Here is a 15826-nt window from a genome sequence, read left to right on the forward strand (position 1 = left end):
CGTTGAAAAGTTCTCATACACTAGCTTTATCAGGGCGAAAAAGCCAGTTGGCACGCGACTTTGGGAGTGAAAGTCAGACAAAAAAAACGGCAGGTCGGTTGCCCTGACCTGCCGCTTGTGACAGACAATGAACGGTTACTCTTCGTCGTCTGTTTCCGGTGCGTCGTCGTCGCTGTCGACTTCCGGCGCGATATCGTCTTCGCCTTCTGCCACGCTGCCGTCGATGGCGTCGAGTTCTTCCTCTTCCACCGGTTCAGCGACGCGCTGCAGGCCGACCACGCTTTCATCTTCCGCGGTACGAATCAGGATCACACCCTGCGTATTACGGCCAACCACGCTGACTTCCGACACGCGGGTACGCACCAGCGTACCGGCATCGGTGATCATCATGATCTGATCGCTATCCACCACCTGTACCGCGCCCACCACTGGCCCGTTACGCTCGGTGACTTTAATCGAGATTACGCCCTGCGTGGCGCGCGATTTGGTCGGATACTCGCTGTTAGCAGTACGCTTGCCGTAGCCGTTCTGCGTTACGGTGAGAATCGCACCCTCTTCACGTGGCACAATCAGCGACACCACTTTGTCGCCTTCGGCCAGCCTGATGCCGCGTACGCCCGAAGCCGAACGGCCCATGGCGCGCACCGCGCTCTCCGCGAAGCGCACCACTTTACCGGCGGCAGAGAACAGCATCGCTTCGTCGTTACCGTTGGTCAGCGCCACGCCAATCAGCTCATCGTCTTCACGCAGGTTGATGGCAATGATGCCGGCACTACGCGGACGGCTGAACTCCTGCAGCGCCGTTTTCTTCACGGTACCGTCTGCGGTCGCCATGAAGATGTTGAAGCCTTCAGTGTATTCGCGCACTGGCAGAATCGCGGTGATACGCTCGTTGGCTTCCAGCGGCAGCAGGTTGACGATCGGACGACCGCGCGCGCCACGGCTGGCTTCCGGCAGCTGATAGACCTTCATCCAGTAGAGGCGGCCACGGCTGGAGAAGCACAGAATGGTGTCGTGGGTGTTGGCCACCAGCAGACGATCGATAAAGTCTTCTTCTTTAATGCGCGCCGCCGATTTGCCCTTACCGCCGCGACGCTGGGCTTCATAGTCTGATAGCGGCTGGTATTTGACGTAGCCCTGATGCGACAGGGTGACCACCACATCTTCCTGGTTGATCAGGTCTTCGATGTTGATGTCAGCGCTGTTAGCGGTGATTTCCGTACGGCGCGCATCGCCAAACTGATCGCGCATCGCCACCAGCTCTTCACGGATCACTTCCATCAGGCGCTCGGCGCTCTGCAGGATGTGAATCAGTTCGGCGATCTGGTCCAGCAGCTCTTTGTACTCGTCGAGCAGTTTTTCATGCTCAAGGCCGGTCAGTTTCTGCAGACGCAGATCAAGAATGGCCTGTGCCTGCTGCTCGGTCAGGTAGTAGCGACCGTCGCGAATACCAAACTCCGCTTCCAGCCACTCCGGACGCGCGGCGTCGTCACCGGCACGTTCCAGCATCGCGGCGACGTTGCCGAGATCCCACGACTGCGCCAGCAGGCCGCTTTTCGCTTCGGCTGGCGTCGGAGCCCGACGAATCAGCTCGATAATCGGATCGATGTTGGCCAGCGCAATCGCCAGACCTTCAAGAATGTGCGCACGATCGCGCGCTTTACGCAGTTCGAAGATGGTACGACGCGTCACCACTTCACGGCGGTGGCGAACGAAGGCTTCAATGATCTCCTTCAGCGTCATGATCTTCGGCTGGCCCTGGTGCAGGGCAACCATGTTGATGCCGAAAGAGACCTGCAGCTGCGTCAGCGAGTAGAGGTTGTTGAGCACCACTTCGCCGACCGCATCGCGTTTCACTTCAATGACGATACGCATGCCGTCTTTGTCAGATTCGTCACGCAGGCCGCTGATGCCCTCAACGCGCTTCTCTTTCACCAGCTCGGCAATTTTCTCGATCAGGCGTGCTTTGTTCACCTGATACGGGATTTCATTGACGATGATGGTTTCACGACCGGTTTTGGCGTCGGTTTCGATCTCGCCGCGCGCGCGGATGTAAATTTTACCACGCCCGGTGCGGTAGGCTTCTTCAATGCCACGACGACCGTTGATAAAGGCGGCGGTCGGGAAATCCGGCCCGGTAATGTGCTCCATCAGCCCTTCGACGCTGATGTTTTCATCTTCGATGAACGCCAGGCAGCCGTTGATCACTTCCGTCAGGTTGTGAGGCGGAATGTTGGTCGCCATGCCGACGGCAATACCGGAGGAGCCGTTGATCAGCAGGTTAGGAATTTTGGTCGGCAGGACTTCTGGGATCTGCTCGGTGCCGTCATAGTTCGGCACAAAGTCGACCGTCTCTTTTTCCAGGTCAGCCAGCAGTTCAGAGGAGATCTTCGCCATGCGCACTTCGGTATAACGCATCGCTGCGGCGGAGTCGCCGTCGACCGAACCGAAGTTACCCTGACCGTCGACCAGCATGTAGCGCAGGGAGAACGGCTGGGCCATGCGCACGATACTTTCGTATACAGCGGAGTCACCGTGTGGGTGATATTTACCGATAACGTCACCGACCACACGGGCAGATTTCTTATAGGGTTTGTTCCAGTCGTTACCCAGTTCGCTCATGGCAAAAAGCACACGGCGATGCACCGGCTTCAGGCCATCACGTACATCGGGTAAGGCTCGGCCAACGATGACCGACATGGCGTAATCGAGGTAGGAGTTTTTCAACTCTTCTTCGATATTGACCGGTGTAATTTCTCTCGCAAGGTCGCTCATGGAGCCGCTATCCCTCTACATAATCCCGGATTTTAAAGGTGCGAAAGTATATCACATCGCTTGCGTGCGGTGAACGTAAAGCAGGGTTTTGTGGCGCTTTTCCTTTGCGCTGAGAGATGCCTCGCAGGGTTTATACGTTTATACTGGTGGCATATTTTGTCAGGAGTCATGATTCAATGAATGAACAACCGCAGGAAAGCCGCCAGAACGTTGACCACGCCGAAATTGCCAAGTTTGAGGCGGTTGCATCACGCTGGTGGGATTTAGAGGGTGAATTTAAGCCGTTGCACCGCATTAATCCCCTGCGTCTTGGCTGGATTGCCCAGCACAGCCATGGGCTGTTCGGTAAGAAAGTGCTGGATGTCGGCTGCGGCGGCGGCATTCTTGCCGAGAGCATGGCGCGCGAAGGGGCGGAGGTCACCGGTCTGGATATGGGCGCCGAGCCGCTGGAGATCGCGCGTCTGCACGCGCTGGAGAGCGGCGTGAGCGTCAATTACGTGCAGCAGACGGTTGAAGCGCATACGGCCAGCCATGCCGGTCAGTACGACGTGGTGACCTGTATGGAGATGCTGGAACACGTGCCGGATCCGCGTTCCGTGGTGCTGGCCTGCGCGCAGCTGGTGAAACCGGGCGGCGAAGTGTTCTTCTCCACCATCAACCGTAACCCTAAAGCCTGGCTGCTGGCGGTGTTTGGTGCTGAATACGTACTGCGCATGGTGCCGCGCGGTACCCATGACGTGAAAAAGTTTATTCGTCCCGCCGAGCTGCTGAACTGGGTGGATGAGACCGCCCTGCGTGAACGCAATATGACTGGCCTGCACTACAATCCGCTGACCAACCAGTTCCGCCTTGGCCGCGGGGTGGACGTCAATTATATGGTGCATACCCACCGTCAGGCGTAAACGACCTGTTTCGCCTGCCTGCCCGTGGGCAGCGCTGTTGTAGCGGCGCGATGTATTACGCGAGAAATCGCGCCGCTATGGAATCTACGACCGGCAATTTACTTAACTGAACGGCATAACGCCCTACTAACTGCCAGTCCTCCTCTCACTTCCGACCGCCCCCGGTTTATCACGCGCTGGCCCTATCCAGATCAATTTCCTTTTAGACGCTGCGATGCGCTTTTTGTAAGGTGAAAAGGTCATAAAAAATTCATAAGCAAACGCAGATAAGTTCGCTGCTGACGGAGCGGCGCGGGCTTTTTTCGCCTGGGAAATTTCCCGAATCGCAGCGGTTGAGCAATAAACACGCGCTCGATCAAAAATTGAAAAAAAACCTGTTATCCGTTGACACCAGGTGCAGGCCTTGTGGCGTGGGGATCCAGGATTTTCCCCACCCCCAGGGCGTAAAATTTTGTGAAAATCAACTCTTGTGATGATCCGATTGCTGACTAGAATACTCACCATATTGTTGTTCAAACTTTCCGCACCCCCTATATATAGTGTTTATCCACAGGCTTACTCACAATGAGCCGCCTGTGAATAGACGGGGGATAATTTTGTATTTCATGGACAGGTAAACACGCGACATGAACCAAAGTCTGCTCGTTACGAAACGCGATGGCCGCCAGGAGCGCATCGACCTCGATAAGATTCACCGGGTGCTGGACTGGGCAGCTGAAGGGCTGAACAATGTCTCCGTCTCGCAGGTTGAGTTGCGTTCGCACATCCAGTTTTACGATGGCATCAAAACCTCGGACATTCACGAGACCATCATCAAAGCGGCTGCCGATTTGATCTCCCGTGACGCGCCTGATTACCAGTACCTGGCCGCGCGTCTGGCGATCTTCCACCTGCGTAAAAAAGCGTACGGTCAGTTTGAGCCACCGAAGCTGTACGACCAGGTAGTGAAAATGGTCGAGATGGGCAAATACGATCGCCATCTGCTGGAAGACTACAGCACCGAAGAGTTTGAGCAGATGGACGGCTTCATCGACCACTGGCGCGACATGAACTTCTCCTACGCGGCGGTGAAGCAGCTGGAAGGCAAATATCTGGTGCAGAACCGCGTCAGCGGTGAAATCTACGAGAGCGCCCAGTTCCTGTATATTCTTGTCGCCGCCTGCCTGTTCTCCGGCTATCCGCGCGATACGCGTATGGATTACATCAAGCGTTTCTACGATGCGATCTCCACGTTCAAGATCTCGCTGCCTACGCCTATCATGTCCGGCGTGCGCACCCCGACCCGTCAGTTCAGCTCCTGCGTACTGATCGAGTGCGGCGACAGCCTGGATTCCATTAACGCCACCTCCAGCGCTATTGTGAAATATGTGTCACAGCGTGCCGGTATCGGCATCAACGCGGGTCGCATTCGTGCGCTCGGCAGCCCGATCCGCGGCGGTGAAGCGTTCCACACCGGCTGTATCCCGTTCTATAAGCACTTCCAGACGGCGGTAAAATCCTGCTCGCAGGGCGGCGTGCGCGGCGGTGCGGCAACGCTGTTCTACCCGATGTGGCATCTGGAAGTGGAAAGCCTGCTGGTGCTGAAAAACAACCGCGGCGTTGAAGGCAACCGCGTGCGTCATATGGATTACGGCGTGCAGATCAACAAGCTGATGTACACCCGCCTGCTGAAAGGCGAAGACATCACCCTGTTCAGCCCGTCCGACGTGCCAGGCCTGTATGACGCGTTCTTCGCCGATCAGGATGAGTTTGAGCGTCTGTATACCAAATATGAGAAGGACGACAGCATCCGCAAGCAGCGCGTGAAAGCCGTCGACCTGTTCTCACTGATGATGCAGGAACGTGCTTCAACCGGCCGTATCTACGTGCAGAACGTTGACCACTGCAACACTCACAGCCCGTTCGATCCGGCCATTGCGCCAGTGCGTCAGTCTAACCTGTGCCTGGAGATTGCGCTGCCGACCAAACCGCTGGAAGACGTCAACGACGAAAGCGGCGAGATCGCGCTGTGCACCCTGTCCGCCTTTAACCTCGGTGCGATTGAAAGCCTGGACGATCTGGAAGAGCTGGCGACGCTGGCAGTACGCGCGCTGGATGCCCTGCTCGATTACCAGGACTACCCGATTCCGGCGGCAAAACGCGGTGCGATGGGTCGTCGTACCCTGGGTATTGGCGTGATCAACTATGCCTATTACCTGGCGAAACACGGTGTGCGCTACTCCGACGGCAGCGCCAACAACCTGACGCACAAAACCTTTGAAGCCATTCAGTACTGGCTGCTGAAAGCCTCCAACGAGCTGGCGAAAGAGCAAGGTGCCTGCCCGTGGTTTAAAGAGACCACTTATTCACAGGGCATTCTGCCGATCGATACCTATAAAAAGGATCTCGACAGCGTATGCAATGAGCCGCTGCACCTTGACTGGGAAGCGCTGCGTGAGTCGATTAAAACCCACGGCCTGCGCAACTCCACGCTGTCTGCACTGATGCCGTCTGAGACCTCTTCGCAGATTTCGAACGCCACCAATGGTATCGAGCCGCCGCGCGGTCACATCAGTATCAAAGCGTCGAAAGACGGGATTCTGCGCCAGGTAGTACCGGAGTATGAGCGTCTGAAAGATCAGTACGAACTGCTGTGGGAGATGCCATCAAATGACGGCTATCTGCAGCTGGTGGGCGTGATGCAGAAGTTTATCGATCAGGCGATTTCATCGAACACCAACTACGATCCAGGCCGTTTCGCCAATGGCAAAGTGCCGATGAAACAGCTGCTGAAAGATCTGCTGACCGCGTACAAATTTGGCGTGAAGACCCTGTACTACCAAAACACCCGTGACGGTGCCGAGGATGCGCAGGACGATCTGGCGCCGTCTATTCAGGACGATGGCTGCGAAAGCGGCGCCTGTAAAATTTGATCGAAAGGCGCCTGCGGGCGCCTTATCGTGTCTGGGCCAGCAGCGGCTGGCCCGTTTCACTTTTGGACTTAGTCATGGCTTACACTACTTTCTCACAGAACAAAAATGACCAGCTGAAAGAGCCGATGTTCTTCGGCCAGTCAGTGAACGTTGCCCGTTTCGACCAGCAGAAATACGACATCTTTGAAAAGCTGATCGAGAAGCAGCTCTCTTTCTTCTGGCGTCCGGAAGAAGTTGACGTCTCGCGCGATCGCATCGACTATCAGGCGCTGCCGGAGCACGAGAAGCACATCTTTATCAGTAACCTGAAGTATCAGACGCTGCTGGATTCCATTCAGGGCCGCAGCCCGAACGTGGCGCTGCTGCCGCTGATCTCGATTCCCGAGCTGGAAACCTGGGTAGAAACCTGGGCGTTCTCCGAGACCATCCACTCACGCTCGTACACCCACATCATCCGTAATATCGTCAACGATCCGTCACTGGTGTTTGATGACATCGTGACTAACGAGCAGATTCTGGCGCGCGCGCAGGATATCTCGAAGTATTACGATGATCTGATCGAGATGACTAACTACTGGCATCTGCTGGGTGAAGGCACGCATCAGGTGGCGGGCAAGAGCGTGACCGTGAATCTGCGTGCGCTGAAGAAGCAGCTGTATATCTGCCTGATGAGCGTTAACGCGCTGGAAGCGATTCGCTTCTACGTCAGCTTTGCCTGCTCATTCGCCTTCGCCGAACGCGAACTGATGGAAGGCAACGCCAAGATTATTCGTCTGATTGCTCGTGACGAAGCGCTGCACCTGACCGGCACCCAGCATATGCTGAACCTGATGCGTACCGGTGAAGACGATCCTGAAATGAAAGAGATCGCCGCCGAGTGCCGCGACGAGTGCTTCGACCTGTTTAAGAAAGCAGCCGAGCAGGAAAAAGAGTGGGCTGAGTATCTGTTCAGCGGCGGCTCAATGATTGGTCTGAACAAGGACATTCTGTGCCAGTACATTGAGTACATCACCAATATCCGCATGCAGGCGGTGGGCCTTGATCTGCCGTTCCAGACGCGTTCTAACCCGATTCCATGGATTAACTCGTGGCTGGTGTCAGATAACGTGCAGGTGGCGCCGCAGGAAGTTGAAGTGAGCTCCTATCTGGTGGGTCAGATCGACTCCGAAGTGGGCGAAGACGACTTCAACGATTTCCAGCTGTAAGCATGAGCCGTTCCGTGGTAATCCTGCGCAGCTCCGGCTCCCGGCTGGAGTGCGCAGACGAACACCCTAATCTGCTGACGACGCTGGAAGCACACAATGTGTGCGTCGAGTTTCAGTGTCGCGAAGGCTACTGCGGCTCCTGCCGCATGCGTCTGCTAAAAGGCGAAGTGGATTATGCGGAAACCCCACTGGCGTTTATTCAGCAGGGCGAGATTCTGCCCTGCTGTTGTAAGGCCAAAGGGGAGATTGAGATCGAGCTGTAACCTGCCGCTACACCAAACGCAAAAGTCCTTTAATGCTGCAACATCCATACAGGTCGTCTGAGAGGTTGCCGCTTGCTGCACCGGCGTAAATCCATCCCTGGAGCCTGCCGCCGCGCCGTCCTGGCGCGGAGGCTGCTGCAAGCGGCAACCTCCCCCACGCCCTATCAGGCTTCTTCATTGCGGTAACAGAACGTCACCCTGCAGCGACACCCATGCTAACGGGAAGAGGGGATGTTGAGCTAAGCCGGACGTCACGCGGCAAGGATGCCGCGTGTCGAGGCCCGCAGGGAGCGGGTTTTGCCGTTCCGGGCGTGCTCAACTTCCCCTCTGACCTTGCTGATGATGACCGCCAGCACAATCGGGTTAGCTCTTCACCGTCTCCAGGACATCAATCCAGCCGTGACCGGTACTGACTTCACTGCCGTGCAGCCAGCGGCGCAGCATATTCATCGCCATCATCGCCACCACTTTCTGCCGGGTTTCCAGATTGTGCCGCCCGTGGGTAAATTTCACCCGCTGGCCCCAGCTGGCTTCCGGTGTGTGCAGCGCAATCGACACTTCTCCTTCCTGCAGATCGCCAACCGACAAGGCCAGCACCGTGCCCTGCTGAGCGGCTAACTGACGCGTGCGCGTAACCTGCGCTTCCAGCGACTCCTCACGTGCCGGCAGCAGCTCGGCGGCGCTAAGCGGCACCTGCGCGGCGGCCAGCTGCCAGTGCAGCAACCCGGCCGTGTATTGTTCGCTCAGAGCAAGGCGGAAGCCGCGATCGTGCAGTTCTCGCGCCAGCACGGCCGGCAGCCCTTCAAAGCCTTCAAAAATGGTGCACTCGGCCAGCAGTAACCTAACCTGCTGCCACACCTGCTCCATCGCCACGCGCTGGCTGGCCGGGCCGGTCAGTTTGATCTCAATGATGGGCATCGACGAACGGTAGCCCATCACTACGCCTTCCGGCAGCGGCAGCGGTTCAAGCTCGGCGGCAATATCGCTCTCGCCGCGGCCAAAGGTGGTCAGACGCAGGCACAGCGGGGGGTCTGGCAACGTAAAACGCGCCTTAAGACGCGGAATAATCTGCTGCTCAACCATCACTTTGAATTCTGACGGCACGCCGGGGGTAAAGAAAATCCAGCAGCGATTAAGCTGCAGGGCAAACCCACAGGCGGTGCCGACCGGGTTATCGATCAACTCGGCATTGGCCGGAATCTCCGCCTGCTTGCGATTACTGGGTGCCATGAGCCGCCCGCGGCTGGCAAACCAGGCTTCCATCTTCTCCAGCCACGCCTGCTGCAGCACCAGTTCGCTGCCGCTGGCGGTGGCCGCTGCCTGCGCGCTGAGATCGTCGCTGGTCGGCCCGAGACCGCCGTTCACAATCAGCACGTCGGCAATCTGGCTGCGGCTCTGTAGCGCTTCAACCAGCGAGCTCATCGCATCGCCGACCGTACTGCGACTGGTCATCGGCAGGCCGTGCTGAAACAGCACATCGGCCAGCCACGCGGCGTTGGTATCGACAATCTGCCCATGTAACACTTCATCGCCCGTTGAGAGCATTTCGACACGTATCACGATCTCTTCTCCTTATCCCTGTGGCTTTCACTGTAGGGAGCGCGCAGGCGAAACACAATCGCCGCCGGTGCGAAATAGCGGGTTAATCGCGATGCGGAAAGGAAACAGCGGGAAAACAGGAATCGGGCGCGACGGACATCGCGCCCACGGGGATTAACGGCGCGCCAGCAGCAGGCCAACAAACAGACCGGCAGCCGCACCGATACCAATGCCCTGCCACGGTTTTTCATGCACGTAATCGTCGGCACGATACGCTGCCTGTTTGGCACGATAGTAATAGCTGTCGGACGCCTGGCTCACGCGATTCTTCACGTCTTCCAGCGCCTGCTCGGCTTTCTGCTTCAGTTCGATATATTTCTGGTCCGCCGGATCGCCCGAGGAGCGCAGCACTTCTTCCAGCGTTTCCGTCAGCAGCGCCAGATCGTCATCAAGACGGGTTTCAAATTGATCGGTAGATGACATGTTCACAATCCTCCATGTTTAAATGCGGTGTCGATTAACTATAGTCATAAATCGCGTTTTTGCGCCGCGCCGTCATCCGCTGACTGCGCTTTTTGCCGCGCTGAACGCAAAGTTATGTCATCCGGGGCGTTGCACGCGGAATTGTGCTTCGTTTATTTGATTAATCTGATAAATTTTCAGCGGACTGAATTTTTTATTTTCGCCACTGTCGTAACCCCCTGTAGCCTGACGCTAAATGTCTTGCGACAGCCTCAATACACCCGAGCAGCTAAGGAAAAGATTTCCGGCATGAATCGTAGAAAATTTATGAAAGCGTCCATGGCCCTCTCTGCCGTTAGCGGCATGACCGGGCTCTCCTCGCTGTTTGCGCAGTCCGCCTGGGCCGATGATGGCATCGCCGACGGAACCGCCGTGCGCTTCGATTTCGATGTGCTGAAAAAGAAAGCCGCGGCGCTGGCCAAACAGCCCTGGGGCGGCGCGCCCGGCCCCCTGCCCGCGACCCTGGCCAATCTGACACCGCAGGCGTATAACGAAATTCAGTACGACGCTAACCACTCACTGTGGAACAACATCGCCGACCGCGAGCTGGATGTGCAGTTCTTCCACGTTGGCATGGGCTTTAAGCGCCGCATTCGCATGTTCTCCGTGGACGCCGCCAGCCGCGAGGCGCGGGAAATCCACTTCCGTCCGGAACTGTTTAATTATCACAACGCCAACGTGGATACCCAGCAGCTGGTGGGTAAAACCGACCTCGGCTTTGCCGGTTTCCGCGCCTTTAAAAAGCCGGAGCTGGCGCGACGCGACATCGTTTCTTTCCTCGGCGCCAGCTACTTCCGCGCGGTAGATGAAACCTACCAATATGGCCTGTCAGCCCGTGGCGTCGCGGTTAACACCTTCAGCAATGGCCAGGAAGAGTTTCCCGACTTCACCGCCTTCTGGTTCGAGACGCCAAAAGCTGAAGACACCACCTTTGTGGTGTATGCACTGCTGGACGGGGCCAGCGTCACCGGTGCCTACAAGTTCACCATTCACTGCGAAGAAAAACGCGTGGTGATGGAGGTGGAAAACCACCTGTTTGCGCGCAACGAGATTCGACAGCTCGGTATTGCGCCAATGACCAGCATGTTCAGCTGCGGCACCAATGAGCGGCGCATGTGCAATACCTATCATCCGCAGATTCATGACTCCGATCGCCTGGCGATGTGGAGCGGCAGCGGCGAGTGGATTGCCCGTCCGCTGAATAACCCGCAGCGCCTGCAGTTTAATGCCTATCAGGATGAAAACCCGCGCGGCTTCGGTCTGCTGCAGCTGAATCATGATTTCAAAGATTATCAGGATGTGATTGGCTGGTATGACAAACGCCCCAGCCTGTGGGTGGAGCCGATCGGTAAATGGGGTAAAGGCGCCATCAACCTGATGGAGATCCCGACGACCGGGGAAACGCTGGATAACATCGTCTGCTTCTGGCAGCCGGCCGAGCCGGTCAAAGCTGGCAGCGAGTTTAATTTCCAGTACAAACTCTACTGGAGCCAGCTGCCGCCAGTCCGCAGCGGTCTGGCCCGCGTTGATGCCACGCGCACCGGTATTGGTGGCTTCCCGGAAGGCTGGGCACCGGGCGAACACTTCCCGGACCAGTGGTGCCGCCGCTTTGCTATCGATTTCATTGGCGGCGACCTGCAGGCGGCCGCGCCGAAAGGTATCGAACCAGTGATCACCGTGTCGTCCGGCACCTTCAAACAGGTGGAGATTCTCTACGTCGAACCGCTGAAAGGTTACCGTATCCTGTTTGACTGGTATCCGAACAGCGACTCAACCAAACCGGTGGATATGCGCCTGTTCCTGCGCACCAAAGATGAGACGCTGAGTGAAACCTGGCTGTATCAGTACTTCCCGCCACCGCCCGATCAGCGCAAGTACACCGACGACCGGCAGATGACGCCGGGCTAACCTGCACGGCGAGGCCAACACCTCGCCGTTAGTTTTTCTGCATGCCGACGTGCGGAATATTATCTTCCAGATAAACGTCCGTGACCGCCCGGAAGCCCAGGCGACCATAAAAGCCTTCCAGATGCGCCTGCGCGGACAGATACACCGCCCGCTGCGGCCAGTGCTGTTCGCAGCTGTTCAGCGCCTGCTCCATCAGCCGATAGCCCAGTTTCAGGCCGCGCGCCTCTTCCGACACAATCACCCGACCAATGGTCACCGGCGAAGAAGCCAGCGCGGGCGTCAGCAGACGCGCATAGGCCAGCAGTTTGCCATCAAGAAAGCCCAGCAGATGGCGGTTATCAGCCGTCAAATCCTGGCCATCTATATCCTGATACGGACAGGCCTGTTCAACGATAAACACCTGATTGCGCAGCGCCAGCACGGTATACAGCTGCTGCGAGGTCAGTTCACTGTGGTGGCAATCAAGCCATTGCATATCCATCGTGCTTCCTTGTCTGAGCGAAAAAAGTGATCTTCACAGCCTATCACAGCGCATGCGCTAAACGCAGTGGGCAGCACGTAACAGGGGCTGACACGCGGAGTAATGTGATCAAACTCTCAAATTGCAGGCAAAAAAAATCAGGCCCGCAGGCCTGATTGTGAAGATGACGCGCTGTTTACATCAGCGGCTGGGCCAGCTGCACCAGCGTGATGAGCGGCTGCGGATAAACACCGAGCAGCAACACCAGGATAGCGGAGATCAGCACCACCACACCACCGGCGGTGAACGCCCAGTTGGCCGGGGTATCGCGGGTGTGCAGTTCCGGCGGGCTGAGGTACAGGCTCACCGTAACGCGCAGGTAGTAATACAGACCAATGGCGCTACCGGCGACAACCGCCGCGGTCAGCCACCACAGATGCGCGTTAACACCGGACGCGATGACGTAAAACTTACCGATAAAGCCCAGCGTCATCGGGATACCGGCCAGCGACAGCATCATCACCGTCATCACGGCGGAGAGAATCGGACGATGCCAGAACAGACCACGATAGGAGTAAAGCGTATCCGCATCCGGACCACGGTACGGGCTCGACATCAGGCTGACTACACCGAAGGCGCCGAGGCTGCTGAACAGGTAACCGGCCAGATAGACACCGGCGGTTTCCAGCGACAGCTGATGGGTTTTCACCGCAATCAGCGCCACCAGCAGATAGCCAAGATGCGCGATAGATGAATAACCGAGCAGACGCTTGATGTTGCTCTGCGAAATCGCCATCAGGTTACCGAACAGGATCGAGACGAAGGCAATCACACCCAGCACGGTGCGCACCGCTTCACTGTCGGTCACCGGAGCATACATGAACAGGCGCATGATGACCGCAAAGATAGCGATTTTGCTGGCGGTGGCGAGGAAGGTCGAGACCGGAGCCGGCGCGCCCTGATAAACGTCTGGCGTCCACAGATGGAACGGCACCAGCGACAGCTTGAAGCCAAGACCGATGATCATCATGCCCAGCCCGACCAGCAGCAGCGGCTGCTGAATCATGCTGTCATTCAGGCTTTTGCCGAGCTGCACAAAGCTCAGGCTGCCAGAATCGGCGTAGACCAGCGCAATACCGAAGATCAGGAACGAGGAGGCCGCAGCCGACAGAATCATGTACTTCAGCGCCGCTTCCAGCGAGCGCTTCTGACGGAAGGCGTAGCCGATGAGGCCAAACAGCGGCAGCGACAGCAGTTCGATACCGATGAACAGCGCCGCCAGATGGTTGGCGCTGGCCAGCACAATCCCGCCCAGCGCCGCAATCAGCACCAGCAGATAAAACTCATCTTTGTTGTCCGGGAAACCGGCCAGCCACGGATAAGCAAAGGTGCAGGTTGCCAGACTCGCCAGCATCACCAGCGCGGTATAGAACATCGAATAGCCATCCACGCGCAGCAGCGGCGTGACATCTATGGCGCCCACGTGGCCCACAAACCACAGCGACAGCAGCGCGAGGTTAAGACCGATGACCGTCAGCGTGGCATTAACAAAGTGGTTGCGTCGCCACGCAATGGACAGCATCACAACCACCACCGTCAATCCGACGATTAACAGCGGTAGCAACGCGATCAATTGTTGAGGAGTTATTGTCATGGCGAATTACGGCCTTGTAGTTGAAATTGAAGCGGTAAACCACTGCTGAATATTGCTCATCGCAGCATGGGACGTGTCGAGGATTGGCTGCGGGTAAACGCCCAGCAGCACCAGCAGCACGACCAGTACACCGATGGTCAGGAACTCGCGCGGCGACATTCCAGCCAGCGGCTCTTTAGATTTGGCTTCGCCGTAGTAAGCGCGCTGCATCATGATCAGCGAGTACACCGAGGCAAATACCAGGCCGAAGGTGGCAATCACGATAATCAACGGCACCACCTGATAGCTGCCGGTCAGAATCATGAACTCACCCACAAAGTTACCGGTGCCCGGCATACCGAGGTTAGCCACGGCAAAGAACAGCGACAGGCCCGGAATCCACTTGATGCGCGACCACAGGCCGCCCATCTGGCGCATGTCACGGGTATGCAGACGTTCATACAGCTGACCGCACAGGATGAACAGCGCCGCGGCCGACAGGCCGTGCGCAATCATCTGCACCACCGCGCCCTGGAACGCCAGCTGGCTGCCGGTGTAGATGGCAATCAGCACGAAGCCCATGTGCGAAATCGAGGTGTAGGCGATCAGGCGTTTGATATCGGTCTGCGAGAACGCCATCCAGGCGCCGTAGAAGATACCGATGATGCCGAGCCACATGGCGATCGGTGCGAACTCCGCCGACGCATTCGGGAACAGCGGCAGGCTAAAACGCAGCAGGCCGTAAGCCGCAGTTTTCAGCAGGATACCGGCAAGGTCAACCGAACCGGCGGTCGGTGCCTGGCTGTGGGCATCCGGCAGCCAGCCGTGCAACGGCACCACCGGCATTTTCACCGCAAAGGCGATGAAGAAGCCGAGCATCAGCAGATACTCAACGGTGTGTGACATCGGCGTTTTCAGCAGCTCTTCATAGCTGAACGTCCAGACGCCAGTGGCGTTGTAGTGCACGAACACCAGCGCCAGAATGGCAATCAGCATCACCAGACCTGACGCCTGGGTATAGATGAAGAATTTGGTTGCCGCGCTGATACGGGTTTTCCCGTCAGACGCTTTGTGACCCCAGAGCGCGATGAGGAAGTACATCGGCACCAGCATCATTTCCCAGAAGAAGAAGAACAGGAACATGTCGATGGCGAGGAACACGCCGATCACGCCGCCGAGAATCCACATCAGGTTGAGGTGGAAGAAGCCCTGATACTTTTCGATTTCATTCCACGAGCAGAGTACCGCCATCAAACCCAGCAGGCCGGTCAGCACCACCATCAGCAGCGACAGGCCATCCAGCGCCAGATGGAAATTAATGCCAAAGCGTGGGATCCACGACACCAGGAAAGTCGACTGCCACTGCGGCAGGCCCGCAGCCTGCGTCAGCGAATAGCCGCCCTGCAGCCACAGCTGCAGGCCCAGCGCCAGCGTCAGCCCCATGGTGATCAGGGCAATCCAGCGCGGCACCTTCGCGCCAAGGCGCTCAGCCAGCCAGCAAAGCAAGCCCCCAACAAAGGGTATAATTATTAGCCAAGGTAATAACACGGCGTACATTCCCTATTTTCGTCTTCGTTCAGGCTATCTGACGCGCCTGTTTCGCCTCGCCCGCGCGGGCAACGTTCACGTATTACTACGCGCCGGTTGCTGCACTAACGAACACCAAACTGACTGCGTTGATCTCACCCGTGCATCAGACAATTTTGA

The 15826-nt window shown here is 57.3% G+C and carries 11 protein-coding genes; 5 read left to right on the top strand and 6 right to left on the bottom strand.

The window, feature by feature from the left end; genetic code table 11:
• Positions 1-135: 135 nt before the first annotated feature.
• Positions 136-2775 carry a DNA topoisomerase (ATP-hydrolyzing) subunit A gene (gyrA, locus tag CBW22_RS14480; protein ID WP_088517036.1) on the bottom strand — a complete coding sequence of 880 codons (2640 nt, stop codon included), beginning with the start codon at positions 2773-2775 and terminating at the stop codon, positions 136-138.
• Positions 2776-2951: 176 nt separating this feature from the next.
• Here gyrA and ubiG point away from each other — a divergent pair, with 176 nt between their 5' ends.
• The 4 genes from ubiG to yfaE all read left to right on the top strand — a co-directional run bounded on the left by ubiG (position 2952) and on the right by yfaE (position 8057).
• On the top strand, positions 2952-3677 hold the full coding sequence (gene ubiG, locus CBW22_RS14485; protein ID WP_088517037.1) for a bifunctional 2-polyprenyl-6-hydroxyphenol methylase/3-demethylubiquinol 3-O-methyltransferase UbiG: 726 nt from the start codon (positions 2952-2954) through the stop codon (positions 3675-3677).
• Positions 3678-4303: 626 nt separating this feature from the next.
• Complete coding sequence (gene nrdA / locus CBW22_RS14490) at positions 4304-6589, top strand: class 1a ribonucleoside-diphosphate reductase subunit alpha (RefSeq protein WP_021509231.1); 2286 nt, start codon at positions 4304-4306, stop codon at positions 6587-6589.
• Between the two features lie 74 nt (positions 6590-6663).
• Positions 6664-7794, top strand: coding sequence for a class Ia ribonucleoside-diphosphate reductase subunit beta (gene nrdB / locus CBW22_RS14495; RefSeq protein WP_021509230.1), 1131 nt, complete (start codon positions 6664-6666; stop codon positions 7792-7794).
• Between the two features lie 2 nt (positions 7795-7796).
• Positions 7797-8057 (top strand): class I ribonucleotide reductase maintenance protein YfaE, encoded by a 261-nt coding sequence (gene yfaE / locus CBW22_RS14500; RefSeq protein ID WP_088517038.1) that lies wholly within the window; start codon positions 7797-7799, stop codon positions 8055-8057.
• Between the two features lie 363 nt (positions 8058-8420).
• Here the strand turns inward: yfaE and CBW22_RS14505 are convergent, their stop codons facing one another.
• Positions 8421-9617, bottom strand: coding sequence for a nicotinamide mononucleotide deamidase-related protein YfaY (locus CBW22_RS14505; protein ID WP_088517039.1), 1197 nt, complete (start codon positions 9615-9617; stop codon positions 8421-8423).
• A 153-nt stretch (positions 9618-9770) separates the two neighbouring features.
• Entirely contained in the window at positions 9771-10079 is a 309-nt protein-coding gene (gene elaB / locus CBW22_RS14510) for a stress response protein ElaB (protein ID WP_021509227.1), read from the bottom strand.
• Between the two features lie 288 nt (positions 10080-10367).
• On the opposite strand from elaB, the gene CBW22_RS14515 reads away from it, so the two are divergent.
• Positions 10368-12026: a glucan biosynthesis protein D gene (locus CBW22_RS14515; RefSeq protein ID WP_031280040.1), complete on the top strand. Its 1659-nt coding sequence runs from the start codon at positions 10368-10370 to the stop codon at positions 12024-12026.
• A gap of 28 nt (positions 12027-12054) precedes the next feature.
• Here the strand turns inward: CBW22_RS14515 and CBW22_RS14520 are convergent, their stop codons facing one another.
• The 3 genes from CBW22_RS14520 to nuoM form a co-directional block, all read right to left on the bottom strand.
• Positions 12055-12507, bottom strand: a complete 453-nt coding sequence (locus CBW22_RS14520; protein WP_088517040.1) for a GNAT family N-acetyltransferase — start codon at positions 12505-12507, stop codon at positions 12055-12057.
• A gap of 175 nt (positions 12508-12682) precedes the next feature.
• Positions 12683-14140, bottom strand: coding sequence for an NADH-quinone oxidoreductase subunit NuoN (gene nuoN, locus CBW22_RS14525; protein WP_088517041.1), 1458 nt, complete (start codon positions 14138-14140; stop codon positions 12683-12685).
• A gap of 6 nt (positions 14141-14146) precedes the next feature.
• A complete protein-coding gene (gene nuoM / locus CBW22_RS14530; RefSeq protein ID WP_031280038.1) occupies positions 14147-15667 on the bottom strand; it encodes an NADH-quinone oxidoreductase subunit M in 1521 nt (506 codons plus the stop codon).
• Positions 15668-15826: the final 159 nt, after the last annotated feature.

It is taken from the genome of Pantoea sp. VS1 (assembly GCF_002207995.1).
GTDB lineage: Bacteria > Pseudomonadota > Gammaproteobacteria > Enterobacterales > Enterobacteriaceae > Pantoea > Pantoea dispersa.